Origin of the sequence: Azospirillum argentinense (genome assembly GCF_000632475.1) — a bacterium.
GTDB classification, from domain to species: Bacteria; Pseudomonadota; Alphaproteobacteria; order Azospirillales; family Azospirillaceae; genus Azospirillum; species Azospirillum baldaniorum.
Window position 1 is genome coordinate 870,982 of record NZ_CP007794.1, and the last position, 24,836, is coordinate 895,817.

Here is a 24,836-nt window from a genome sequence, read left to right on the forward strand (position 1 = left end):
CCGTTGGGCAGACATACAGGGGTAATTAAAAGACATCTATCTACCTATGCGCGCTTTGTTGTTGACTCTCCTCAATCATGAGGCATAAATTCAGCATCCTTCAGCTGCATCGTGATCATTTTGTGCACCCTTGAATGCACACTCACCAAGGTGCATGGCGGCATCGAATGACCGGACAGGCCGAGGCGATCACTAAACGTACTCTTACAATAAAAAATATGGAGTGCCCGGAATGCGTGCCTTTGACTCTCTTTCTCGAATCCGTAACGGCGTTTTTCTTGCCGGCGCCCTGATCGTCGGGACCGCGGGTGCCGCTCAGGCGGCGAGCGTGCAGTTCCAGATCGTCAACAGCTTCGGCTCCAGCATCACCCTCGATTCGGCGAGCTGCACCAGCGGCAGCATCTCGGCGCCATTCTCGATTTCCAATGGAGCGACCGCCACCTTCACCGGATCGACGTCCGGTGCGAGCACGCTGTGCACCGTTCGCTACCAGCAGGGGATCTATGGCTGCCAGTTCCAAGTCCAGGTGAGCAGCGTTGGCGGCTTCGCCTCGACCAATGCCTACAAGGGATCGGGTGGGAAGCCGTCTTGCGTCAAGCTGGCGGAAGGAAGCCTGGGCACCGGCTCCTATGCGGGCCAGTTCCGCATGCAGTAAAAGCAACCGCAGCGATGGGGCTCACGAGCCCCATCGTTTTAATCAAGACCATTCGATTGCGAATGATTATTTATAAAATAATGCGCCAAAGGATTGTTATTTGATTTTACCTCTCAATTCTGTTAAGTAATCTGTGACCCAACGGAAGGGGTTAGGAATCATGAGTGCCATCAGCGCTGCAGGTTCGCAAATGAGCAACCTCTTGCCTGCTCGTTCGACCCCGAGCACGGCGACGGATGTCTTTGTGAAAAAGGCCGACACCACCACCGCGAGCGGTTTCAGCCCGTCTTCCAAGGTCGAATTGTCGGATCGCGCCAAGGCGCTGATGGCGAAGGCAGAGCAGGAGCATGCCGTTGCGAGCCAACTTGCGGCGCATCTGGCGGGAAGAGGTCGCAATTCCGCGATCGTGAACCCTCTGCCCATGACGCAAGCGGCTGAAAACGGCGGCGTGCCGATGAAGCCGTCCGCGTATGGAAAGGCCTCGGACGGCATCGCCGCCGTCAAGGAATGGGCCAAGTCGGATGTTTTCCGGAATGCCGCCAACGCCGTTGCCGACGATCAGGTCCGGGCTCTGGTTCGCGACGGCAAGCTTTCCGAGTTGCCTGCGCTCGATGACGATCAGTTGAGCCAGTTGAGCGAAGCGGAGAGGAACATTTATGGCACGGTCCAGTCTCTCCAGGGGCTCTATGGCAGCATGCCGAAGACGACGGATCAGGCTTTGGCTGACCGGAAGAAAGTGGTTCTCGAAGCGTATCCAGACGAAATCAACCGCATGAGAAGCGGCCTTGCCTCCGGCACTTTGAAAAAGGAGGACGGGTGGGAAGACATCATCGCCAGCCGCGAAGCTGAACTTACCGCCGCACGGCAGGGAACGATGAAGATCCACGCGGTGAATGACTCGAACCTCATTCAGTCGAAAGGCGAATTCACGGTTGCCCACGACGCCAATGGTTGGAGCGCCCGTGGTATGACGGTCAACGGCAACGCCGCTGCCTTGCAGGAAGCCTTCGGCACCAAAAACATGCAGGTTGGGTCCAGCCCCTACACCGGCGACTACGTGATTACCTGGTAAACTCGCGGGCCGATCGGATGGGCATTGGTGAGCAAGAGCGTAACCAGGGAGAACAGCCCGAGCAGTGCCGGGGTAGGTGCAGGCGGTCGCTGGGTCCGACCATTGCCGCTGGGTCTCGACTCCCAGGTGGTGGCGGACCTCGGCGAAAGTGACATCCGCGGCCCAACGTCGAACGAACCAGCGCAGCACCATAAGCGGATCGGCCTGCAGGTCGGTGCACAGCAAGTCTTGCGGCTCGAAGGCGCCCTACAGATCGCGCACCAGAACCCAGTGGATCGGAACCTGCTTGCCGGGGTGGTGCCGCAGGGCCGTGCCGGAAGCGATGTCCAGTTGGCGCTCCTCGCCGTCATACCAGCCGGTGACCCGGACGCGCTGCCAAGCGGTGATGGGGCTCATACCGGCAAGCGGAAGCGCTGACTCGCCGAGGGGGATTCCCAAGGCCGGCAACCCGTGATTCGATTCCCCATCGCGATGGGGAAAAGCGAATGCCTGCGGCGTTACCGATCCGGGAAGACCTGAGCGCCAGCGAGTTGCGTGCCCTGGCGCGGCGGGAGGGCAAAGGGCGGGCGGCTACGCGAATGTCCGCCATTTGCCCATGCGCTCGACGGGGTGAGCCGGGCGGAAGCGGCGCGGCTGGCCGGCATGGACCGCCAAGCCCTGCGCGATGCGGTGGTGCGCTACAACGCCGAAGGCGTCGCCGGGCTCTATGATCGCTCGCTGCCCGGCCAGCCGGAATGAGGGCTTTGCGATAGGGTCGGATTTTGGGCTCTATTTGAGTATCGCGCGGCCAAGCAGGACCAGATTCCTGATTGGCCGCGGATTTCCCGTGCCAAAGCGGCCCAATTCCAGCCGAAGTCGAGGCTTTGGCCGATGCTTGGCGGCTTGCGGACGGATCTCGCCCATCAGCCCACCCCAACGCCGGCGGCACGGCGCAGGTTGTAGGCGCAGCAGGCGAGCAGGACCTGCACATGATTGCGCGCTTGGGTGAAAAAGCGCATGCAGCGCAAGCCGTACTGCTCCTTGAACACGGCGAACGGCCGCTCCACGGCGAAGCGGACCTGGGCCAGAAGGCGGTTGCGTCGCTTGGGCCAGGGCGCCAAGACCGGGTGGTGCTTGTTGGGCCGCATCATGATGCCGTTGCGGATGCCACGCTCCTTCAACCACACGCGGCGGGCCTTGCTGCTGTACCCCTGGTCGGCCAGCACCATCGCCTCGTCCCCGCACACCAGTTGGTCGCCCAGTTCGGTGTCGGTCACCGAGGCGTCGCTCACCGCCACGGTGCGGATCAGTGTATGCGCCTGGTCGACCCCGATGTGGATCTTGTAGCCGAACACCTTGAGCGCATTCTTTGCCCCCCAGGCCGCATCCGGATCGGCTGAGGGCCGCTCATCCCCCCGCCGGCTCCGGCGACTTGGGCGCGCCCGAGCCCGGACCAGGGAGGCATCGATCAGCGTGCCCTGCTTGACGATCAGCCCTTTGGCCTCGAACTGGCGGTTGATCTCGGCGAACACCGCCTCAGCCAAGCCGCTCTCCTGCAGGGCCGCACGGAAGCGCCACAGCGTGGAGTGATCCGGCGTCGGATCGTCCAGGCTCAAGCCGACAAAGCGGCGGAACGACAGCCGGTCGGCCAAGGCGGCCTCCAGCGCCGGGTCGGACAGCCCGCCGTGCCACACCCCCAGCAGCAGGCAGCGCAGCAGCAGCACCGGAGGATACCCCGGAGCCCCGGCGTCCGAGCGTCGGTTGCGCAGTGACCGGAGCACCACATCCAGCGCCGCCCAGTCCACCGCACCGGCGATCTGGTCCAGAACCCGTTCTCCGGAGCCCGGACCAAGCCATCCGCCAAGCTCAGCTGACCGCACACCCGAACACGCATGATCGCCCCTCTCGAGAACCAAGGAAGGGAATCACAACTTAATGCGTTCGGCAATTGCGCAAAGCCCTCGGAATGGCTGAGCGAGGGCGAACAGGCGATGCTCAAGGCCATCATCTTGGCCGGCCCCGATCCGAGACGGCACGGCTGCATGGAATGGACCCTGCCGATCCTGTGCGAGGTGATCGCCGAACGCTTCGCCAAGACGCTGCATCCGGCCAGCCTGTCGCGCATCGTACGTCGGTTGGGCCTGTCGAAGCGGAAGACGCGGCCCCGCCATCCCCAGTCCGGCGCCAAGGCCCAGGCCGCCTTCCAAAAAAGGGGCTGCGCGAAGCGCTGAAGGCCGCAGCCGCCGCGCACCCAGGTCGCCGCCTCCAGCTCTGGTTCCAGGATGAAGCCCGTATCGGTCAGAAGGGCCGCACCGCGCACCGCTGGTGGGAGCGTGGCCAGCGTCCGGCCGGGCTGTGCGACAAGCGCTTCACCTCGGCCTACCTCTACGCCGCCGTCTGCCCGGCCAGCGGCGCCGACTTCGCGCTGGTCATGCCGACCGTCTCCACCACCGCCATGAGCCTGTTCCTGGACGGCTTCTCCCGAAGCCTGGAGCCGGACGTCCAGGCGGTGCTCGTGCTCGACCAGGCCGGATGGCATGGATCGCGGACGCTGGTCGTGCCAGACAACATCACGCTGGTGCCGTTGCCGCCCAGCTTGGGCCGGCGGTGCTTGAGCGTGTTGGCAAACTCCCGCCCGAAGCGCGGCCCCACTCCCGGATCGTCTCGTAACTGTCCGTGATTCCGCGCGCCGCCAGGATCAACTCGACCTCCCGCAAGCTCAGACTGAAGCAGTGGTGCAGCCACGCGGCCTCGCTGATGATCTCGGCCGGGAAGCGGAAGCCGCGGTAGGGGTTGCGGGCAGTACTCATGTCCGCGAACATGCCACGAGAATCCCGCTCCCGCCAAACTGACAGCACCGTAACGGCCACGGACACCGTCGCCTTATGCACATCTAGACTCGCAAAGATGGCAAAGTTCATGGGCCCGTTCTCCATGTCTGAGGCTCGGCGCCGGACCGCCCGGCGCAATCCTTGATGGGGACATGCCGTAGGACGGGCCACTGCTCGCCTTTCGGTCGGCAAACACATCGCCTATACACTCTTAGGTAGTGTCTGAAGGAGCGGCGTGTTGGAGCTGTTGGAAGCGGTAGCCCCCTCCAGCCGGAACGACCGCGATGCGCCGACATGAACTCTCGGATGCCCAGTGGGCGCTGGTTTCAGAACTGATGCCGCCGACCGGGCGCCCTGGCGGGCGGTGGCGCAGCCAACGTGACGTCGTCAACGGGCTGTTCTGGAAGCTGGACACCGGCGTACCCTGGCGCGACATTCTAGCGCACTATGGACCATGGCAGACCATCTACGACCGCTTCGTGCGTTGGCGGCGCAATGGCTTGTTTGACCGGCTGCTGGAGCGTCTACACCTGCGCCTGGATGGGCAGGGACAGATCGACTGGGATGTCTGGTGCGTGGACGGCACCAACATCCGTGCCACCCAGGCCGCCGCCGCCGGCCGAAAAGGGGGGATGCCGATGAGCCGGACGATCAGGCCCTCGGCCGCTCGCGCGGCGGCTTTGGCTCCAAGATCCATCTGGTGACCGACGGCACCGGGCTGGCGGCCGAGGTGCCCTGCCTGCAGGCGTTGCTCGCCGCCGTGCGCTCCGACCGGTCGCCGACCTATCTGATCGGCGACCGAGCGTACAGCAGTCGCGCGGCGCGCACGTGGCTGCTGATGCGGCGCATCCGGCCGGTCATTCCGTTCCGCGCCGATCAGAAGCGCTCTTGGCATTGCCGCACGCTGCGCTTCAACCGACAGCTCTATCGGCGACGCAATATCGTCGAGCGCTGCGTCGGTTGGCTCAAGCACTGCCGAAATCTCGCCAGCCGCTCCGACAAGCTCGCCATGATCCGCCAGTCGCTGCGCAGACTCTGTCCATCAGACACTACCTATGCCCCGGATCGCAAGGCGGAACGCCCGGTGGCGCACCTGCGGGGATTCGCCGGCGTGCTCCAGGTCGATGGCCGTGCTGGATACCGGAAGCTGGCCGAGGGTGGAGCCGTGCGCCTCGCGTTCCGCTGGTCGCATGTCCGCAAGGGCTTCTATGATCTCCAGACCGGCGGTTCGGCGCCGATCGCCAACGAAGCCTTAGTGCGCATCGCCAAGCTGTACGCGGTGGAAGGGGAGATCCGCGGCCATGACGCCGAGGCGCGCCGTCAGGAGCGGCAGGCCCGCTCGGCGCCGCTGATCGCCGAACTGAAGACGTGGTTGGAGAAGCAACTCGCAGCGGTGTCGCGCAAATCGACGCTGGCCGAGGCGATGCGCTGTGCGCTCATCCGCTGGGAGGGGCTGACGCTGTTCTTCAACGACGGTCGGGTGGAGTTCGATAGCAACAGCGTGGAGCGCTGCATCCGCCCACTGGCCCTGACGCGCAAGAATGCACTGTTCGCCGGCAGCGATGGCGACGGCGAGCACTGGGCGACGATCGCGTCGCTGGCGGAAACCTGCCAGCTGAACGGCGCCGATCCGCAGGCTTGGTTCGCCGACGTGCTAACCAAGCTTGCTGGCCGCCACCCGATTACCAAGCTCGACGAGCTGCTACCCTGGGCCTTTGCCCGGCAGGCGGAACCCGCCGTGGCCTGAGAACACCGCTTACGGGATATCGCCAGAGGCGCCATTTTTAATTGTATAGAGCGGTGCGCCAATTATCGATCAGGGGTGTCACGTCTTATCTGTGGAACCGGAAAGCAGTCAGGCTTTCAACGAGTTGTGCATCAATGGTCACAGATTCCGCTTGGCCACGCTCTCGTTAGAAAAGCGAGCAAATTCAAATAGATGCTGGCGGAATTCACGAGGCGAATTCTCGCATTCAATCCAATGCATTTTACTAGCCTGAATAGTGCGTGTACTGACTGAAAGGAGTTACCCCTATCAGTCTAGGGAGGAACAGCTCCTGTGTTCGATTCGCCGATGCGCCGCTTGAAAGTTGCGTTTCCTGGTCCGCGTGTCGCGGATCGGGCGGGCCATGAGGGCTTCCGCCTTGCCGCACTGATGCCGGTCATTCTCACCGCACCGTCAAGACATTCTGGCCGATACCAGCCCCCTTGAGCTGGAATCTGAAACAAACGCCAAGAATACCAGCCCCATTGGAGCCAGTTGCATCATGACCGACCCGACCTTCACTCTGATGGGTACCGCTTTGTTTGGCCTGAGCCCCAGCGGTTCGGCCACCGTGCTGCGTTATGGGGATTTCGACGGCGACGGCGACCTTGACGTGCTGGTCGGCAACAACAACGGCGATCTGCAGCTTTTCCGGAACGTCGGCACCCCCACATCGCCGAGCTTCACGCTGGTTGGCACCAACCCGTTCGGCTTGGCCGACGTTGGCAGCTTCATCGTGCCGGCCTTGGCGGACATCGACGGCGACGGCAAGCTCGATGTGCTGGTCGGCGAACGCGACACCGGAAACCTGTTCCTCTTCCGGAACGTGGGCACCTCCGCGGCGCCGAGCTTCACGTTGGAGGCGACCAACCCCTTTGGCCTCAGCGGGGTCGGATACAAGGCCGCTCCTGTCTTCGTGGATCTTGACGGCGACGACGACCTCGATCTGGTGGTCGGCCAGAGCTCGGGGCTGGTCGTCTTCGAGAACATCGGTACGGCAACGCAGCCCAGTTTCACCCTCGTCGGCACCAACCCCTACGGTCTCGGCAACGTCCAGGATTACTCCACGCCGGTCTTTGCGGACCTCGACAACGACGGCGACCTCGACATGCTGGTCGGCGAAACGAACAATTCCGGGGCGCCCTACGGCAGCGACATCTATTTCTACCGGAACGTCGGCACGGCAACGCAACCCAGCTTCACCTTGGCCGGGACCAACCCTTTCGGTCTCACGCGGGGGACGGCGAGCATGATTGCGCCGTCTCTCTTCGACATCGATGGCGACGGCGATCTCGACGCCTTGGTCGCTCAGGGGAGCGGCACCCTCAGCGTGTACCGCAATGTCGCCCCGCCGCCGCCCATCCCGGCTCTGCAAGGCGCTGCGGTCAATGGCGCGTCGCTGGTCCTGACGTACGATCTGGCGCTGTCCAGCACCAACCCTCCGGCGGCCAACCTCTTCACCGTCACGGCCGGAGGGCAGGCGGTCACCGTCAGCAGCGTCGCCGTGGACAGCGTGAACAAGACGGTGACGCTGACGCTGGCCCAGGCGGTCACCAACGCAGACACCGTCACCGTTTCCTACACCGACCCCACCGCGGGCAACGACACCAACGCCATCCAGTCCGTCACCGGCGCCGACGCCGCCAGCTTCACCGCCCACCCCGTCACCAACAATTCGCCCGACACCACCCCGCCGTCGCTGGTTTCGGCGTCGGTGAACGGCACGACCCTGACCCTGACCTATTCGGAAGCGCTGGACGGTGCCGCCGACGCGGCGGGGTCGGCCTTCACCGTGATGGTGAACGGGGTGGCGCGCACGGTGACGGGGGCGGACGCCTCCGGCACGACGGTGACGCTGACGCTGGGAAGCGCGGTGGAACGCTACCAGACGGTCACCGTCGGCTACACGCCGCCGGGCTCGGGCGCCAAGACGCAGGATGTGGCCGGCAACGCCGCCGCCTCGGTGACCGGCGGGGAGGTGCGCAACGTCACCGTGGGCGATGCCAACTTCATCCTGCTCGGCACCAACCCCTTCGGCCTCGTCGACATTGGCACGTCTGCCCGGCCGACCCTGGTCGACATCGACGGCGACGGCGACCTCGACCTGGTGACCGGCAACAGCGGCGCGTCCGTCCGGTTCTACCGCAACGACGGCACCACGGCGGAGCCCAGCTTCACCTTCATCGGCACCAACCCCTTCGGTATCAGCAACACCCCTTACGGCACGCCCACCTTCGTGGACCTCGACGGTGACGGCGACCTCGACCTGCTGCTCGGCCAGGGTCAAGGCAATACGGTGGTATACCGCAACGTCGGCACCACCACGGCACCCAGCTTCACCATGGTCGGCACCAACGCCTTCGGCATCGGCCAGGTCGGCGGCGGTTATGCCAAGGCGACGCTCTGGGACTTGGACGGCGACGGCGACCTCGACGTGCTGTTCGGCGGCAATGACGGCTCGTTGACCATGTACCGCAACGTCGGGACGACAGCCTCCCCCAGCTTCACCGTCGTCGGCACCAACGCCTTCGGTCTCGAAGATGTCGGCTTCGCCTCGACGCCGGCCTTCGTGGACATCGACAACGACGGCGACCTCGATGTGCTGGTCGGCAACTTCGACGGCAACACGGTGGTGTTCCGCAACATCGGCACCAACGCGGCGCCCAGCTTCACCGTCGTCGGCACCAACCCCTACGGCCTGGGCGATGTCGGCACCGCGGCCCTGCCGGTGTTCGCCGACCTCAATGGCGACGGCGACCTCGACGCGCTGATCGGCAATGGCGACGGCAATTTCGTCGTCTACCTCCAGGGCCCGCCGCCGCCCGCGGCGCCCTCGGCCCTGGCGCTCACGGCCGGCACCAACACCGGCTCGACGGCCGACGCCATCACCGGAAACACCGCGCCGACCATCACCGGCTCGGCTGTGCCGCTGTCGGAGGTGGTGCTGTACGACGGCGCCTCGGCGATCGGCACCGTCACCGCCGACTCCTCGGGCCTGTGGACCCTCACGACGGGCACGCTGGCCGAAGGCGTCCACAACCTGACAGCGAAGGCCACCAGCGCCTATTACACCGGCACATCGCCGGCCTCTACGGCGCTGAGCGTGACCATCGACACGACGGCACCGACGCTGACCGCGGCGGTGCTGAGCGGAACGCAGCTGACGCTGACCTATTCGGAGCTGCTGGACGGCGCCCAGGCTCCGGCCGGGGCCTTCTCGGTGATGGTGGGGGGCGTGGCGCGCACGGTGACCGCGGTCGCCTCCAGCGGCAAGACCGTCACGCTGACGCTCGACGCCGGTGTGGTCTCCGTCCATCAGACCGTCACGGTCGATTACGCCCCGCCGGGCTCCGGTGCGAAGACCGCGGACGCGGCCGGCAACGCTGCGGGCGCGCTGACCGGACATGGTGTGACGGTGCCGAAGGACCCCAATTTCGTCCTGGAGGGCACCAACCCCTTCGGTCTCGTCACCACCGGACCCTGGTCGATCCCGACCTTCGCCGACATTGACGGCGATGGCGATCTCGACGCGCTGGTCGGCATGGGCGACGGCACCATCCGGTTCTACCGGAACGATGGAACGGCGACGGCCCCCAGCTTCACGTTGGCGGGCACCTACCCCTTCGGGTTGGGCGCGCTCGATATGAACGCCGCCCCGACCTTCGTGGACATCGACGGAAACGGTACGCTCGACGCGCTGATCGGCGACTTCAACGGCAACACGGTGGTCTACCGCAACGTCGGCACGGCGACGGCTCCCACCTTCACGCTGGTGGGCACCAATCCCTTCGGATTGAGCAGCGTCGGAAGCGCCACCACCCCCTCCTTCGTGGACATCGACGGCGACGGCGACCTCGACGCGCTGATCGGCAACTACGACGGCAACATGGTGTTCTTCCGGAACATCGGCACGGCGACGGCTCCCAGCTTCACGCTGGAGAGCACCAATCCCTTCGGGCTGGATGACGTCGGCAGTTACGCCCAGCCGACCTTCGTGGACGTCGACGGGGACGGCGACCTCGACGCGCTGATCGGTAATTTTGCCGGCGACATGCTGTTTTACCGGAACGTCGGATCGGCAACGGCGCCCAGCTTCACCCTGGAGGGCACCAACCCCTTCGGGCTGAGCAACGTCACCTTCAAGTCCGTTCCGAGCATCGTGGACATCGATGGGGACGGCGATCTCGACGTGCTGGCCGGCGGCGACAGCATCGGCAACAACATCATCCTGTTCCGCAACGTGCCGCAGCCGCCGGCCAGCCTTGCACTGACCCCGGGCAGCAACAGCGGTTCGACCGCGGACACGCTGACCAACGTCACGAATCCCGCGATTTCCGGCCAAGCCCAGCCGCTGTCCACGGTGGTGCTGTACGACGGGGCGGTGGCGGTGGGCACGGCGACGGCCGACGCAAACGGTCTGTGGACCATCACGACGACCTCGCTGAGCGAAGGCGCTCACTCCCTGACCGCCGTGTCGAGCGATGCCACCAGCACGTCGCCGGCTTCCAGCACGCTGACGGTGACCATCGACAGCGCGGCTCCGAACGCCCCAACCGTCACGACGGCGCTGAGCAACAGCACTACCCCCACCCTGACCGGCACGGCGGAAGCGGACAGCACGGTCACCGTCACCATCGGCGGTGCCACCTACACCACGACGGCGACCAACGGCAGCTGGTCGATCAACCTCGCTGCCGCGGCGCCGGCCTCCGGATCGCTGAGCCTCAACGCCAACGGCACGAACGCCGTCTCGGCCACCGCCACCGACGCCGCGGGCAACGTCTCCACGGCCGGCACCCAGACGCTGACCATCGACACCACAGCGCCCAACGCGCCGGCGGTGACCAGCGCGGCCCTGACCCAGAACGCCACCCCCACCATCACCGGCACGGCGGAAGCCGGCAGCACGGTGACGGTGACCGTCGGCGGCGCCACCTACACCACCACCGCCACCAACGGCAGCTGGTCGATCAACCTCGCCACGGCGACGCCGACCTCCGGATCGCTGAGCCTCAACGCCAACGGCACGAACACCGTGTCGGCCACCGCCACCGACGCGGCGGGCAACGTCTCCACGGCCGGCACCCAGACGCTGATCATCGACACCACAGCGCCCAACGCGCCGGCGGTGACCAGCGCGGCCCTGACCAAGAACGTCACCCCGATCATTGGCGGCACGGCCGAGGCCGACAGCACGGTGACCGTCACGGTGGGTGGGGCGACCTACACCACGACGGCGACCAACGGCACCTGGAGCCTCAACCTCGCCACCGCCACCCCGACCTCCGGCTCGTTGAGCCTGAACGCCAACGGCACGAACGCCGTCTCGGCCACCGCCACCGACGCGGCGGGCAACACCTCCACGGCCGGCACCCAGACGCTGACCATCGACACCACCGCGCCCAACGCCCCCACCGTTACGACGGCGCTGAGCAACAGCACGACGCCCACCCTCACCGGGGCGGCCGAGACCGGCAGCACGGTGACCGTCACGGTGGGCGGCGCCACCTACACCACGACGGCGACCAACGGCAGCTGGTCGATCAACCTCGCTGCCGCGACGCCGACCGCTGGATCGTTGAGCCTCAACGCCAACGGCACCAACGCCGTCTCGGCCACCGCCACCGACGCGGCGGGCAACACCTCCTCGGCCGGCACCCAGACGCTGACCATCGACACCACCGCGCCCAACGCGCCGGCGGTGACCAGCGCCGCGCTGACCAAGAACGCCACCCCGATCATTGGCGGCACGGCGGAGACCGGCAGCACGGTGACCGTCACGGTGGGTGGGGCGACCTACACCACGACCGCCACCAACGGGACCTGGAGCCTCAACCTCGCCACGGCGACGCCGACCTCCGGATCGCTGAGGGGCGCAACAGCGACGCCACCGCCGCCACCGCGCTGCCGTCCTCGGGTCGGGCGACGCGGACCGGGCGGCCGTCCGCCCCGGCGACACCGGCCAGATGGACGTCCTGCATCGAGCGCCCGTGCCGGCCCTTCAGTTCGGCATGCACCGCCACCTCGCGGCCGGCGTGGAGAACCCGCAGCGTGCCGGCCTCCACCATCACCCGGACCCGTTCGCCGATCAGCCGCCAGGGCACCGAGTAGGCGTTGCCGTCCACCTCCACCGCGCAGTCCGTGCCGACCCGGCGAACCAGGTCGCGCGCCGTGGTGAAGGGCGGGATGCCGGCCAGCGGCTTTAGAGTGCGGATCAAAACCGGGTAGGGCTGAGGTAAATCAACGGCTTCAGCCCACTTTCCACGGGTTTTGATAGGAGCTCTTAGCTCGACTTTGCTCAATCACGCCGGAAAGCAAACGGCCTGAATGAGGCGGTTGAGGCCGGCGCCGAGGAGTTTCGCGCTCTCCCCGCCCAGCGTTGACAGCGAGAAAGTCGTCTCGCTCCAGAGCTGGAAGCGGACCGCGGCCAGGGCGTCATTGAAGGTCGGTTCGGCCTTGGCATACCATCCCGCGGCGCTTGGTCGGATGGCCATCTCCGCCGAGATTTCGTTGGCCCACAGCGTGACCAGAGAGAACAGCCCGAGCAGCGCCGGGGTGGTGCGGGCGATCGCCGGGTCCGACCATTGCCGTTGGGTCTCGACGCCGAGGTGACGGCGGACCTCGGCGAAGGTCACCTCCACGGCCCACCGGCGGATGAACCAGCACAGCACCATGAGCGGATCGGCCTGCAGGTCGGTGCACAGCAAGCCTTGCGGCTCGAAGGCGCCATGCGGATCGCGCACCAGAACCCAGCGGATCGCAACCTGTTTGCCGGGGTGATACCACTGGGCCGTGCCGGAAGCGATGTCCAACTGGCGCTCCTCACCACCATACCAGCCGGTGACCCGGACGCGCTGCCAGGCGGTGGCGGGGTCGTTCAAGCGCTGCGTCAGGGAGGGCAAACGGGCTCCCGACACCCGGGGCCGTCCCATCGTGCCTGGCGGCCGCGGTGGGGCCGGTTCGAACAGGCGGGCATCCAGACGCAAGCGCGTGATGACGGTAAGATGGGCCCGCAGGTCGCGCAGCAGTTCGATGGCCGCGTAGCTGCTGTCGGCGACCGCGATCACGGGCCGGTCGGGCACCCGGCGCCGGACCTGGAGCAGGAGTTGGCGGGCCCAGTCGGTCAGCTTCTTATGGCGCCGTCCGGTCTCCCGGGCGAACCGCTCCGAGGGCGCCAGGGCGCTCAGAAACGGCAGCGCCCAGACCCGTCCGGCCCACGGAATGGGGACCAGCAGCATGACCACCATCCAGCGCAGACCGCTGGCCTTGACGAAATGCCCATGGCTGGAGCGCACCGGGTCGCGGTAGATGCCGCGCGCCTTGATCTTCGGCCCCCAGCGGCGCTCGATCGTCTCGTCGATGCCAATGACGACAGGCCCCTGCGGCACGAAGCTGGTAACCAGGAGCGTGAGCAGGCGTTGCGCGACGGCACGGCTCGACCAGCGGTTCCGATTGAGCACGCGATGGAATTTGGCGAAGCCACCGTCCTCGCGTCGCCCCATGACGCTCAACGCGGCGGTCACGGTGCGCCGCCCCGGGGTGAGGAGCGCTCCCGCGACCAGCACCAGGGCATGCCGCCATGTCGGCCGGGTGAACAGCGCCGCGAAGGGCGCCATCCAACGTTCGAGGCTGTATGGAACGGCTGACATGACCGCGGCTCCCGCTGGTTGCTACTATCGGGCAACCCGGTCGGAACGGGAGGGTCACGATGAACGCCGATGCCATGCTGAAGCGCATCGAGGGATTCAATCAAGCACGTGGCGGCGGCGTGATCGTGCGCAAGGCCGCCCGCGGCTACACACTCCTCAGCGAGCGCACCGGCGCCCCCATCGCGCGGTTGCGGCCGACCGGCAACGGCGACACGGTCCAGGTGCTCTGGTGGAACGGCGAGCGCTGGGGAGCCTCAGGCCCGCTGGGGATTGCCACCATGGCCCTTGACCGCGCCCTCGACTACGTCGCCAACGAGCCGAACTTCTGGATACACGCCTGATCCGAACTCGGGAAATTGGCCAAAGTCCAGCTAAGGGGCATTCCATTATCTATCCGCGGTGGTTCTGCACAAGCGGACAGCGCTAAAGCTGCAAATACGGGAAGGGCCGGGTAGAATTTTGAGCGTACACGTTCGGCAGCACCGACGAAAAATTCAATCATTACGCGCCCTTTCACGACACCCAAGCTGCAGTCTCGTTTCGGCCGCGCTCGGTCAACTGGTCATAGACTGATAATGAGCTTTATGTGGCTTTGGTTGCCACCGAGCGAGAAGGCGGCGAAGCGACCTGCTTCATTCGACTGCGCGCTAGCAGCATTTTGGTCTTTTGCGCATCGGCACGCTCCACCGCGGCACGGATGTCCGCTTGGTCGCAAGATCTCAACTCTTCTATGAACTGCTCGACACCCTGGCGTGCCGCCGTAAGATCGATGCTATTTGGAGAACCATGAACAAACAACCGTCGCAACTTATCCAATTGCATCAGTCTAATAGCCTGGATACTGTTTAGGATATTTTTTTCAACAAGGTAAGAAGCAAGGGATTGAGCCTGAGATATATTTTTGGACATTCTTGGAACTGCCCCTGTTGCCGCTTCTTGAAGGATATTCATCAGATCTGTCCAACAAGACATGAAGGAAATAAAGTCTTCTCCTCCGACCACTGATGTCGTTGTGGTGCCACCTCCTTGAAGAGTGCGAGCAAGTGCTCCGGCGTATTCTTGGCGATATATCCGTAATGCTTCAGCATCGCTATCGACGATACCATCGACGATCTGCTCAGAAATGGTCTTGCCTTCGCCGTGCGGCAACAGACCGGCTAGCTTCGGGGAAACCTTTTCTGGGGTGTCCATGCCAATGCGTTGCAGGAAGCGGTGAAGTACGTCGACGCGGCCCAGGATTGGTTCGCCGTCAGCGCCGCTCTTCTTCACAGCTTCGATCAAGAAGGCGGCCAGTTCGTAGTGGTTGGAGAATTTGGCGCCGCTCCTGGCGACGCGAGCCTCCATCGCCCGCTGGAGGCGTTCCAGCGCGATCTCTCCGGCCAGCACCAGTCCGTTCAACTCGTCCAGAACGGCCAGTTCGTCCTCCGACAGGTCGCCGGATAGCGGCTTATAGACGAGATCGTGTTCCACCTCTGACCAAGCATGCATCAACACCGAGGCGACCTGGATCTCGATCCGCGCGTCGGCGTAGCGAACCTGGGCCGGCGCGCCGTCGTCCCGCAGGGTGACCCTATAATGAGTGGCCCAATAACCTGAAAATCGCTTTTCGTATGGATGGCGCGGCGGACTGCCGTCGGGGAACTTCTTCGGGTCGCCAATTAGGTTGAACTCCTCGCGGAACAGTCGATCGATCACTGGCCGGTCCGCGGGGAAGTACAACGCGGCGCGTACACCGGCGAGATCAACAATGTCATCGTAGATGTCGTCGACCGAGGTGTATTTCTTTTTCTCGTTTCGTTTGCGGAGCTTATCCTCCAGCCGGTCGGGCCGCTTGGCGCGAAAGGTGACCATAGCACGGACGCCGTTGTTCTCCAGCAACTGCTCGCACCGTTGGGCGCACAGTTGTGCCGCTGTCCTATAAAAATCGTATTGGCGGCGGTAGGAACGGATGAAGTCTGCAACGATGTCAATCATGGGTCATCTGCAATCAGCCGGATAGAAGGCGCGGACAGTACCACTGATACGGGCGCTCTTGGAAGATTCTGCGACGCTGAGGGTCGAACTTGTTCCTGGCCCTTGAACTCCCAATGACATGCGCCAATACCAGCCTCAGCACCAAAGGTGGCAGTATGCCTCCGTCTACGATACCCGCCACATCCGTGCAACACGCTGCTCACAGCACAATCGGCTCTTCCAAGATGAGGGCGTCCTTTGCGCCCTTTCACGACAGACAGAATTTGGCCGATTGTCGGGTAACAGGGGCAAAACCCCGGGCACGACCTTGGCTGTATCGGACGGACTAACGATGCAAACCAAGGAATTCCAACGGGTTTGGCAGACGCCCTGCCGGCTTCAACGCGGCCCTTGCCCGGGGTTTTGCCCCTGTTGCATTGTCGGCGGGCTATATCGGCCCGAAGCCATTCCGGTATGTCGGCATCCCACACCAAAGCCAGCTGGGAAACATAGTCTCGGGCCAAGCAAGACAAGCACTCTAACAGCTTGTTCCTTTCCGACTGGCAGATAGCCTCAATCTTCACTATCTACCTTCAATATGCTCGCTCCCTATTTGGTGAATCAGAACTCGCCAAAATTCCTCTAGATAGATAATAGCCCTATGGTAGATTGACAGATCGATATACCAGAAGCACGGAGGAAGCAATGCAATACAAAGTTCAACTTGATGAAGCGCATACCAAAGAGTTTATCAAGCACATCTACCGTCAAACGATGCCGATAAGGGCTCATGAGGCTGAAATTGTGCGTAATATTTTGCAAACAAACCATGAGCAGCATGATTGGAGAACGGCGAGTAATGTATTCTGCCCTGGGTGTCGTCGCGAAACAACGGTATTAGATTTATTTTTATCTGGATTGACTTTTCATAGCCCGAAATACATAAACGATTTTTTGTACAATAATGGGCACGGTCATGGAGAGATAGCATTTAAAAAAGATGGAATGCTTTCGATTGAAGTATATCATCATAGCTTGGTAATCAGATGCATCCAATGCGGCATGACAATCAAAGATCATTTTGCCTATTTTTATAAGAGGCCGGTAAAGCCAAATTGCGTGATAGCGGTTTCTGAAATTATGTTTGAACGATTTCACGCTCTAGCGCAAAACGACATGGCTAAGAAACATCAAAAAGACACCACCACAGCAATCAGCCATGACACTCAGAAAGATAATACAACGACATCTGTTGATAGTTGATGCAATTGGATTGTCCGGCTGCACGGGGGGGGGGGGGGGGGTATTTATTCGGTATTTTCCGTGCAGCCACCTTGTCGGATCGAAATTTTTGTTTAATTTTCACGAGAATAACGTGTAACTATTGGCATTATAGTTGATATATCAGCATTTAGCTACCTCCTCGGTTACCGGATCAGGCGTCAGCTTTGCGGTGTGCGCACATTCAGGCCGGCGGCGCAGCCATTCGCAGAAGTAGCGGCACTCCAAACAAACATTCATCGTCATTTCGCGCCTTTTCGCGACAGCATCAGGGCGAGCGTGTCCAAACACGCCTGCGCGCAAGGTCCCACGCTCTATCCATGAAGGGGCCCGCGACATGGCATGGATCGTCGCTGCCACGGACGCCTACGCCACCTCGCGCCGCGAGCGGAACAAGGTCGAGATGTTGTTCGCCCACCTCAAACGCATCTTGAGGCTGGACCGGTTGCGACTGAGGGGCCGAACGGCGCGCGACGAATTCCACCTCGCAGCCGCCGCCCAGAACCTCCGCAAGCTCGCCAAACCTATCCCGATGCCGGAACCCAGCCCGGCATGAAGGGCAATTGCCCACTGACCCTTCGCCGACGCAACAGGGGCACGCTGCCGGCAACCGACTTTTTCAACGATATCGGCGCGAAACAGCTCTTCCATCGCCTTGAAGGGCCGTCGCTCCGAAGCGAATCCCCAACGAAAGCGGTGCTTGCCTGTCAACTCCAGTTCATGCGCGGACCGGTCATCACCGGTCCGCGGCCGCGCCGTCATCCGAAGCTCTCGTCGAGCAGTCGATAGAACCAGAACGCCTCGTGGGTGGCCATGAGTCCATTCAACCGTCCCGGGGACAGGCCGGTGAGGCGGCGGACCTCCCGTCCCATGTGCGACTGGTCGGCGAAACCCAGTTCACCGGCGAGCCCCGCCAAGTTGAGCTCGCCACCCTCCCGATCCTGCGACACGCGGACGGCTACCTCCTCGACCCTGGCGAAGAGCTGCAAGTCACGGTGGCTCAGGCCGGTCCATCCCTTGATGCGGCGCTGGGCTTGCCGCACTCCCCGGCCCGTCCTCGACAGCGTCGCCTTCAGCGCCAGCGAGCACAGCCAGTCCCTCACCAGCGGGGTCCGTCCGGTTTTGCACGGGCGCGGGCCCGACCACAGCGGCTCGAGCTGGTCCTCCAGGCGATGGAACGCCGCCGCTCCCTCCTCCGGCGCGAAGAGGGCTTGGCAGGCGGCCAGCAGCGGGCCGGAGACCAGCTCCTCCAGCGGCAGGATCCGATCGACAAGGGAGTCGGTGCCGATCCCACTGAGCCGGCCCAAGGCTTCCGGATAGAAGGCGACCGACAGGGCGTGGACCGGTCCCGGCGACCAGCTTGCCACGGGACGGCGCTGCGGTCCGGACAGAACCAGCCGCGGCAACGGCGGGCCGAGGACCGGGCGCCCGTCGGCCCTGCGCTCCTCCACCATGTGGAGCGCGCCGTCGAAGATCCACGAAATCATCGACATCGGAGTGGCCGGGTAATGGTTGAGCCGCTGCTCGTCCGACAGCGCCACCCCGCGCGTGTCGCGCTCCACGCCGACGAACACGCAGGCGGCAAGGGCCGGGCGCGGCGGCAGCAGGCGGGCGGAGGCGGACGGCATCGCGGGCGTCGTTTCCGTTCTATACGGCCGGGCAGGCTCCGGGACAATCTGGCCATCTAATCATCGGAGCCGAGCATGGCCAAGACCAAACTTCAGGGGCGCTTGCGTCACAAAGCCCGCAGCCTCGCCACCATCTCCCTCATCTCCGCCCGCGTGCTGGCCCGTCGCGCCGTGGGCAGGCCGTTGGTTCCGCAGTGGGGCTCTCTGTTCGAGATCGCCAACCTGTTCTGGCGCGCTCAGTTCGACCATGCCTTCGCGCTCAGGGACATCGCCGAAGCCCGCGCCTATTTCGACAGCCTGGTTCCCGTCCTGGACAGCTCCCCCGAGGTCGACATCCGACCCTCCCTCCCCGGCGAACCGCGCGGCGACTGGTTCATCCCGCACACCCGCAAGGGCGAGGCCACCCTGCTCTACTTCCACGGCGGCGGGTACACGTTCTACGCCGCCGTGACGCGGCAGCTCATCGCCATGCTGGCCGACACGCTGGGGCTTCCCGTCTTCGCCCCCGACTACCGCCTGACGCCCGAGCATCCCCACCCCGCGCAGATCGAGGACGCGCTGACCGCCTACCGCTTCCTGCTCGCGCAAGGCGTCGACCCGTCCCGCCTCGTCGTCTGCGGGGATTCCGCGGGCGGCCATCTCATGCTGATGACGCTGATCGAACTGCGGAAGGCGGGGCTGCCGCAGCCGGCGATCGGCATCGGCCTCAGCCCGTGGACCGATGTCGGGCGGCGCGGCGCCAGCCAGTTCGGCAACGACCGCTACGACCTCGTGCAAGGCTACATGACGCTGCAATTCGCGGCATGGCTCAAGGGCGGGGGCGGCTTCGGCGACACGGAACTCTCCCCCATCGACCAGGACCTGCGGGGACTGGCGCCGCTCTACCTCCAGGCCGGCGGCAAGGAGATCCTGGTCGACATGATCCGCGACTTCGCCCGGACCGCCCGGACCCAGGACGCGCCGGTGCGGCTTGACGTCTGGGAGCATATGACGCACGAGTTCCAGGCCCACGGGCAGGAGCTCCCCGAAAGCCGGGAGGCGGTGAAGCGTCTGGAGGAGGCGATCCGGTGGGCCGTCGCACCGGTCGGGGAAAAGACCGGATTCCCGTCCACGCCGCAAACCGAGATCGACACCCTGCGCAAAGGGGCATGCCGATGAGCTGGTGCCTCGTTGGGGTCACTACACGAAAGTGATCATATTGTCCGGGATGTGAGACGCGGTATGAACGTGAGATCAGCCGCGCTCCTTTATGTGTGCTTCCGCGACTTGGCCGACCGCCACGGCGCGCTGGACGCCTACACGCCCAGCAGCTGGCTGCACGGACACACCGACCCGCCTCTGGCCGACTTGGCCGACGTCTTCGGGCTGCTCAGCCTGCGCCTGCGCCTGACACCGCGGCGCGCGTGCCGGGTGGCACCGGCGCCCGGCTACCGGCTGCGGGCCGGCGCCGATCGGCGTGCACCTCTGGTGCGCGACCTGTTCATGTGGATGGACCAGCGCCAGGCGACCGCCAAGGACTTGGCGGCCGCCGGCGGCCCGCCGACGACAACCCTGGCCAAGTGGAAGGTGCGCAGCACGCCGCGGCTGGACGCCTTCGAACGGGCGGCGGCGCCCCTGGGCTTGGCCCTGGATGCCGTGGAAGACGACAGCGACACCGCAGCGACGCCGGCGCTGTCAGCCTACCGCGCCGGCTTGACAGCCTAGGCGTCAAGCACGCGCCCTTTCACGACAGGTCGCCGGCCGTGTGCACCGCCGGTTTTCCAGCAGCTTGACCTGTGTCCGGTGCTGGCACTGCGGTGCCAGCGGGGATTTGACCATCTCGCGCTTTTTCGCGACTGCACCAAGGCGGGCGAGCCCGCCCCTTTCCGCCGCAGCTTGAGTCAGCTTCTTTCCCAGAGGGGAGCGGAGAAGGTGCGCCAACTTCTCCGTCTCAAGATCACACAGTCACAAACCAGGAGCTTGAGACCGCGGTGATCTGCACACCGACCAAGGTGACCATATCCGAGGCGCCGAAAACAATCAGTGCGTTGCCGCCCATATCGGCGGCCAGAGTGTAGGTTTGGCCTTCCGCCAAAGCGATGAGATCGCCCTGTCCGGCGTTGAAATCCCGCAGGATGTCGTTGCCGCCGCCATTGGAGAAGACGAACAGGTCGGCACCGCTTCCGCCAACCAACGAGTCATCGCCGAAACCACCAACCAACGTGTCGTTTCCGCTGCCGCCGGACAGGGTATCGTTTCCGCTACCCCCGCACAGCCAGTCGTTCCCGTTGCCACCGGACAGCGTGTCGTCTCCATCTCCGCCGTCCAGCCAGTCGTTGCCGTTGTCACCGCGCAGGCTGTCGGCGTAAGCACCGCCCGTGAGCGAATCGTCGCCATCCCCACCGATCAGTTCCACCGCGGAGGAGGCGTTGACCGCCGTCACGGTGTCGCTGCCGACGCTGCCATTGAAGAGCTCGATAGAGGCCGACAGATCCAGCGTCACGCCGCCGGAATATCGGGCATAGACCGCGTCGTTGCCGGCGCCGCCATCCAAGAATGCAGTCTGGGTATCGACATACAGGCGATCATCACCGGCGCCGCCGAACAGCACGTTGTTGCCGCCGCCGCCAACCAGCACATCGTTCCCGGCGCCGCCAAACAGCGTGTCGTCGCCGGCGTCACCACGCAATGTGTCGTCAAAGGCACTGCCGACGAGCAGGTCGTCGCCGGCGCCGCCATTGATCTCCACCAGCGTGACGGAGCCGGTGGCGGTCAGGATGTCGTTGCCGGAGCCGCTGAACACCCGCTCGATGCCGCTGGCGGTAAGGTCGAGGGTGAGGTTTCCGTCCCCTTGGACATAGACGGTGTCGAACCCGGCCCCGCCACTCACCAGAGCATCGTCCGCGTCGATGTACAGCACATCGTCGCCGTCTCCCGCGATCAGGGTGTCGCTGCCATTGCCGCCGGTCAATGTGTCGTTGAAGGCGCTGCCAAGGATGAGGTCGTCGCCGTCACGCCCGTTGATCGCAAGGCCGAGGATGGCGCCGGTGCCGATCAGGCTGTCGTTTCCGCCTCCGCCATAGGCCTGCTCAATGCTGCACGCCGCCAGATCGAGACTGGCGCCGACGCTGCCTTGGACGACGGCGGTGTCGAAGCCGGCACCACCCTGCAATGGCGCGTCGGCATCGTCGAAGTAGAAGCGGTCGTCGCCATCGCCTCCGATCAGCGTGTCGGCCCCCGCTCCGCCGGTCAACGTGTCGTTGCCCGCTCCGCCGATCAGGCTGTCGTTGCCCGCTCCACCATCCAGACGGTTGGCAGCACCATTGCCGGTCAGGACATTGTCCAACGCATTGCCGGTTCCGTTGATCGTGGCCGAGCCCGCCAGGATCAGGTTCTCGAGGTTGGCGCCGAGCACCCAGGAGATCGAGGCGTTGACCGTGTCGGTGCCTTCCCCGGCCAGTTCGAGCACCACGTCGGCGGCGTTGTCGACCACATAGAGATCGTCGCCGAGCCCGCCAACCAGTGTGTCGACCCCGCCACCGCCGATCAGGGTGTCGTTGCCCGCCCCACCGTCGAGACGGTTGGCTCCGGCGTCGCCCGTCAGCCTGTCAGCATGGAACGAGCCTGTCAGGTTCTCGATCCCGATCAGCACATCCCCGGCCGCTTCGCCGCCGGACCCTGTGCCGGTCGAAAGGTCAACGGTCACGCCCGCGGCTGATCCGGCGTAGCTGGCGGTGTCGGTGCCGTTCCCGCCATCCAGCGTGTCAGCCCCGGCCCCACCGATCAGCGTGTCGTCACCATCGAGGCCAGTCAGCCGGTTGGCACCGGCGTTGCCGGTCAGGCTGTTGTTCAGCGCGTTGCCGATGCCGTTTGGCGCGGCTCCAGTCAGAACCAGTGCCTCGACGTTATCACCCAGCGTGTAGTTGATGGAACTGTACACCGTGTCGGCACCCTCGCCGGCCAGTTCGACGACCGCATCCCCGGCGTTGTCCACGAGGTAAACGTCGTTGCCGGTGCCGCCGATCAGGGTGTCCGCCCCAGCCCCGCCATCCAGCGTGTCGTCTCCTTCTCCTCCTACGAGGAGGTCGGCGTTGGACACGGACAACGATACCCGTGCACCGTGCGATGAGCAAACTCCGGCTCCAGGGGCGTGAACAGAAACTCATCTCCCGAACCGCCACGATCCCCCACCAGCATGTCATTGCCGGAACCGCCCACCAGCGTGTCGCTGCCGTACCCCCCTTCAAGGGAGTCATCACCAGCATTCCCGTCAAGGACATCCGCACCGAGGCCTCCGATCAGCGTGTCTTGTCCTTCTGTTCCAGCAACGATACTCATTATTTTCTCGTCCCTTTATGGTGTGGATTGTGCAAAATACCTGCTCCCAAACTGGGCGAGGATGGCGCGAATATATATTCATTTTAGCGATATCCGTCACAAAAATTCTGTTTTTCGGTGAAGTGTGATGGGGAATATCATCCCTGGCGGGAGCCTATTATGCCCGCCTATCGGCCGTTTCCCGGCCGCACTACAGGCCGTCCGCCAACCCACTTCGGCGACGGCTTTCCGGACAAACCTCGCGGTCATTCAGAACGCGCCTCGTCCGCTCCTGGTGCTCGGCCGACCTCGAAAGCAGTCTGCCGAGTTGCCAGCCACTGCGTCGACGAGCGGTGATCGACATTGAAGAGCAGCTGATGGCGCATTTCGATGATGCGCCTCGTGAGGTAGGCCGGGAGCGCGCCCTTTCACGACAGATCATTCTCTGAAGAGGCTCGAAGCGCTTCCCAATCAGCTAAGGTCGGAAGCACGGTAGCGCCTTCTGGAACCTGAACCCCGCGGGCCTCCCAAAACCGAACGCTGTCTTCAGTTAGCGCTGTTGAAGGTACTATATCTCTACCAAAATATTGACTGGCGTGACTGTAAATATCAGTCGCGATGCCTTGACGCCGGTAACCGTCTTCGACTTCAATTATCGTTGCAAATGGGCCTTGCTCTCCGAGACGGAATTTGGCAATAGCAATCTGTTTCTCGCCTACGTAGCCCGCGAAGGTAATTGTGCGCCCCGGATCGTAGTGACCACACTGCTCTATACGCACTGAGTTAACAGATTTCACGATACGCCCCTTCACGACAGGCTGCCCAGGCCGCGCCGCTTCGCTTCCTGGCGGATCAGCCATTCCAGTTCGCCGGCCATGCTCCGGCTATCGTCCTCGGCCAGCTTGGCCAGCAGGGCGTGAACCTCTGGCCGGAACCGGATCATCATCTTGTCCGTCTTCGCCTGTGCCATGGCCGCACTCTTTCACGACTTGAGTTCGCGCCGCCGCCGGTAATCGGCGAGCGCCCGATACAAGGTCCCCCGGTGCACTCCGAACTGGTCGGCGACCTGTTGGCCAGTTGTGACCGGATCGGCGAGCAGACGCTCCGCCATACCGAGTTGACGGTCTGTCAGCTTGGCCGGACGGCCGCCGCGGTGCCCCTTTGCTCGTGCCGCCGCCATGCCGGCCTTGGTCCGCTCGGATATCAAATTCCGTTCGAATTCGGCCATGGCGCTGATCACCGTGAAGACGAGCCGACCAACCGCGCCGCCGGTGTCGATGCTCTCGGTCAGGCTGCGCAGCACCACGCCGCGCGCCTGGAGCTGGTCAGCGATCTTCAGCAGCTCGGCCGTGCTGCGCGCCAGACGGTCCAGGCGCCACACCACCAGCACGTCACCGCGGCGGCATGCCTTCAAGGCGCCAGCCAAGCCGGGACGGTCGGAGCGGACACCGCTCGCCTTGTCGCTCCACACGTCAGCCTCGGCCACCCCGGCGGCCGCCAGGGCGGCGAGCTGGAGATCGAGGCGTTGATCCTCGGTTTTTCACGGATGAACCTGTCAGCCAGAAAACAGAAGGAAGGAAGTCAGGCAGCGCTCCACCCGTATCACATCCCTCTGTTCGACCGGAAGACGGCCATCCCTCCGTCCCGACCTGCAATCCAGAGAGCGCCGCGCGCAGGGGCGGTCAAGGATGGCCGAAGGCCACCGCGCCAGCGGCGCGAAGCGTCCT

General features: G+C 64.3%; 19 protein-coding genes and 7 pseudogenes. 14 read left to right on the forward strand and 12 right to left on the reverse strand.

Annotation, left to right across the window (positions count from 1 at the left end; all coding sequences use genetic code 11):
- The first annotated feature begins 232 nt into the window (after positions 1–232).
- Complete coding sequence (locus ABAZ39_RS18115) at positions 233–655, forward strand: hypothetical protein (protein ID WP_137105327.1); 423 nt, start codon at positions 233–235, stop codon at positions 653–655.
- A 160-nt stretch (positions 656–815) separates the two neighbouring features.
- Positions 816–1,727: a hypothetical protein gene (locus ABAZ39_RS18120; protein ID WP_040134256.1), complete on the forward strand. Its 912-nt coding sequence runs from the start codon at positions 816–818 to the stop codon at positions 1,725–1,727.
- 246 nt (positions 1,728–1,973) lie between these two features.
- On the opposite strand, the gene ABAZ39_RS36200 is transcribed toward ABAZ39_RS18120, so the two are convergent.
- Positions 1,974–2,123: a hypothetical protein gene (locus ABAZ39_RS36200; protein ID WP_160174838.1), complete on the reverse strand. Its 150-nt coding sequence runs from the start codon at positions 2,121–2,123 to the stop codon at positions 1,974–1,976.
- 89 nt (positions 2,124–2,212) lie between these two features.
- On the opposite strand from ABAZ39_RS36200, the pseudogene ABAZ39_RS18125 reads away from it, so the two are divergent.
- Positions 2,213–2,459: pseudogene (locus tag ABAZ39_RS18125) on the forward strand (helix-turn-helix domain-containing protein); the annotation flags it as partial.
- A 170-nt stretch (positions 2,460–2,629) separates the two neighbouring features.
- Here ABAZ39_RS18125 and ABAZ39_RS18130 read toward each other — a convergent pair.
- Positions 2,630–3,586 (reverse strand): IS5 family transposase, encoded by a 957-nt coding sequence (locus tag ABAZ39_RS18130; RefSeq protein ID WP_040134257.1) that lies wholly within the window; start codon positions 3,584–3,586, stop codon positions 2,630–2,632.
- 12 nt (positions 3,587–3,598) lie between these two features.
- Here ABAZ39_RS18130 and ABAZ39_RS18135 point away from each other — a divergent pair, with 12 nt between their 5' ends.
- The 6 genes and pseudogenes from ABAZ39_RS18135 to ABAZ39_RS18160 form a co-directional block, all read left to right on the forward strand.
- Positions 3,599–3,937 (forward strand): helix-turn-helix domain-containing protein, encoded by a 339-nt coding sequence (locus ABAZ39_RS18135; protein ID WP_081863240.1) that lies wholly within the window; start codon positions 3,599–3,601, stop codon positions 3,935–3,937.
- A gap of 62 nt (positions 3,938–3,999) precedes the next feature.
- Positions 4,000–4,386 (forward strand): transposase, encoded by a 387-nt coding sequence (locus ABAZ39_RS37730; protein WP_372684170.1) that lies wholly within the window; start codon positions 4,000–4,002, stop codon positions 4,384–4,386.
- 435 nt (positions 4,387–4,821) lie between these two features.
- Positions 4,822–5,241 carry an IS5 family transposase gene (locus ABAZ39_RS18150; RefSeq protein WP_040134260.1) on the forward strand — a complete coding sequence of 140 codons (420 nt, stop codon included), beginning with the start codon at positions 4,822–4,824 and terminating at the stop codon, positions 5,239–5,241.
- Between the two features lie 26 nt (positions 5,242–5,267).
- A pseudogene (locus tag ABAZ39_RS37010) lies at positions 5,268–5,552 on the forward strand (transposase); the annotation flags it as partial.
- Positions 5,553–5,591: 39 nt separating this feature from the next.
- Positions 5,592–6,284: pseudogene (gene tnpC, locus ABAZ39_RS18155) on the forward strand (IS66 family transposase); the annotation flags it as partial.
- 544 nt (positions 6,285–6,828) lie between these two features.
- Positions 6,829–12,090: pseudogene (locus ABAZ39_RS18160) on the forward strand (FG-GAP-like repeat-containing protein); the annotation flags it as partial.
- Positions 12,091–12,133: 43 nt separating this feature from the next.
- Here ABAZ39_RS18160 and ABAZ39_RS37735 read toward each other — a convergent pair.
- A complete protein-coding gene (locus ABAZ39_RS37735; protein ID WP_372684171.1) occupies positions 12,134–12,433 on the reverse strand; it encodes a Mu transposase domain-containing protein in 300 nt (99 codons plus the stop codon).
- A gap of 171 nt (positions 12,434–12,604) precedes the next feature.
- Positions 12,605–13,951: an IS701 family transposase gene (locus ABAZ39_RS18165; protein ID WP_040134262.1), complete on the reverse strand. Its 1,347-nt coding sequence runs from the start codon at positions 13,949–13,951 to the stop codon at positions 12,605–12,607.
- A gap of 59 nt (positions 13,952–14,010) precedes the next feature.
- On the opposite strand from ABAZ39_RS18165, the gene ABAZ39_RS18170 reads away from it, so the two are divergent.
- Positions 14,011–14,292 carry a hypothetical protein gene (locus tag ABAZ39_RS18170; protein WP_040134263.1) on the forward strand — a complete coding sequence of 94 codons (282 nt, stop codon included), beginning with the start codon at positions 14,011–14,013 and terminating at the stop codon, positions 14,290–14,292.
- Between the two features lie 241 nt (positions 14,293–14,533).
- On the opposite strand, the gene ABAZ39_RS18175 is transcribed toward ABAZ39_RS18170, so the two are convergent.
- Positions 14,534–15,925, reverse strand: coding sequence for a RelA/SpoT domain-containing protein (locus ABAZ39_RS18175; RefSeq protein WP_051658235.1), 1,392 nt, complete (start codon positions 15,923–15,925; stop codon positions 14,534–14,536).
- A 684-nt stretch (positions 15,926–16,609) separates the two neighbouring features.
- Here ABAZ39_RS18175 and ABAZ39_RS35685 point away from each other — a divergent pair.
- Both ABAZ39_RS35685 and ABAZ39_RS18180 read left to right on the forward strand, forming a co-directional pair.
- Positions 16,610–17,167 (forward strand): DUF8243 domain-containing protein, encoded by a 558-nt coding sequence (locus ABAZ39_RS35685; RefSeq protein ID WP_144243583.1) that lies wholly within the window; start codon positions 16,610–16,612, stop codon positions 17,165–17,167.
- 292 nt (positions 17,168–17,459) lie between these two features.
- Positions 17,460–17,741, forward strand: a pseudogene (locus ABAZ39_RS18180) (transposase); the annotation flags it as partial.
- A gap of 202 nt (positions 17,742–17,943) precedes the next feature.
- Here ABAZ39_RS18180 and ABAZ39_RS18185 read toward each other — a convergent pair.
- A complete protein-coding gene (locus tag ABAZ39_RS18185; protein WP_040134265.1) occupies positions 17,944–18,813 on the reverse strand; it encodes an AraC family transcriptional regulator in 870 nt (289 codons plus the stop codon).
- Between the two features lie 75 nt (positions 18,814–18,888).
- Between ABAZ39_RS18185 and ABAZ39_RS18190 the strand changes: the two genes are divergently transcribed.
- Both ABAZ39_RS18190 and ABAZ39_RS18195 read left to right on the forward strand, forming a co-directional pair.
- Positions 18,889–19,971, forward strand: a complete 1,083-nt coding sequence (locus ABAZ39_RS18190) for an alpha/beta hydrolase (protein ID WP_040134266.1) — start codon at positions 18,889–18,891, stop codon at positions 19,969–19,971.
- A 63-nt stretch (positions 19,972–20,034) separates the two neighbouring features.
- The gene (locus tag ABAZ39_RS18195) at positions 20,035–20,517 is read left to right on the forward strand and encodes a hypothetical protein (protein WP_040134267.1); all 483 of its coding nucleotides are present in this window, start codon (positions 20,035–20,037) and stop codon (positions 20,515–20,517) included.
- A 232-nt stretch (positions 20,518–20,749) separates the two neighbouring features.
- Here the strand turns inward: ABAZ39_RS18195 and ABAZ39_RS18200 are convergent.
- From ABAZ39_RS18200 to ABAZ39_RS37750, 6 genes and pseudogenes are all read right to left on the reverse strand, one after another.
- Positions 20,750–22,879: pseudogene (locus ABAZ39_RS18200) on the reverse strand (beta strand repeat-containing protein); the annotation flags it as partial.
- Entirely contained in the window at positions 22,867–23,130 is a 264-nt protein-coding gene (locus ABAZ39_RS37740; RefSeq protein ID WP_081863139.1) for a calcium-binding protein, read from the reverse strand. The pseudogene ABAZ39_RS18200 and the gene ABAZ39_RS37740, both read right to left, overlap by 13 nt.
- Positions 23,131–23,537: 407 nt before the next feature.
- Positions 23,538–23,906 (reverse strand): hypothetical protein, encoded by a 369-nt coding sequence (locus ABAZ39_RS35690; RefSeq protein ID WP_144243584.1) that lies wholly within the window; start codon positions 23,904–23,906, stop codon positions 23,538–23,540.
- 11 nt (positions 23,907–23,917) lie between these two features.
- On the reverse strand, positions 23,918–24,079 hold the full coding sequence (locus ABAZ39_RS36205; protein WP_160174840.1) for a hypothetical protein: 162 nt from the start codon (positions 24,077–24,079) through the stop codon (positions 23,918–23,920).
- A 12-nt stretch (positions 24,080–24,091) separates the two neighbouring features.
- Positions 24,092–24,289 carry a helix-turn-helix domain-containing protein gene (locus ABAZ39_RS37745; protein ID WP_345774211.1) on the reverse strand — a complete coding sequence of 66 codons (198 nt, stop codon included), beginning with the start codon at positions 24,287–24,289 and terminating at the stop codon, positions 24,092–24,094.
- Positions 24,275–24,634, reverse strand: a pseudogene (locus ABAZ39_RS37750) (recombinase family protein); the annotation flags it as partial. The gene ABAZ39_RS37745 and the pseudogene ABAZ39_RS37750, both read right to left, overlap by 15 nt.
- Positions 24,635–24,836 lie beyond the last annotated feature (202 nt).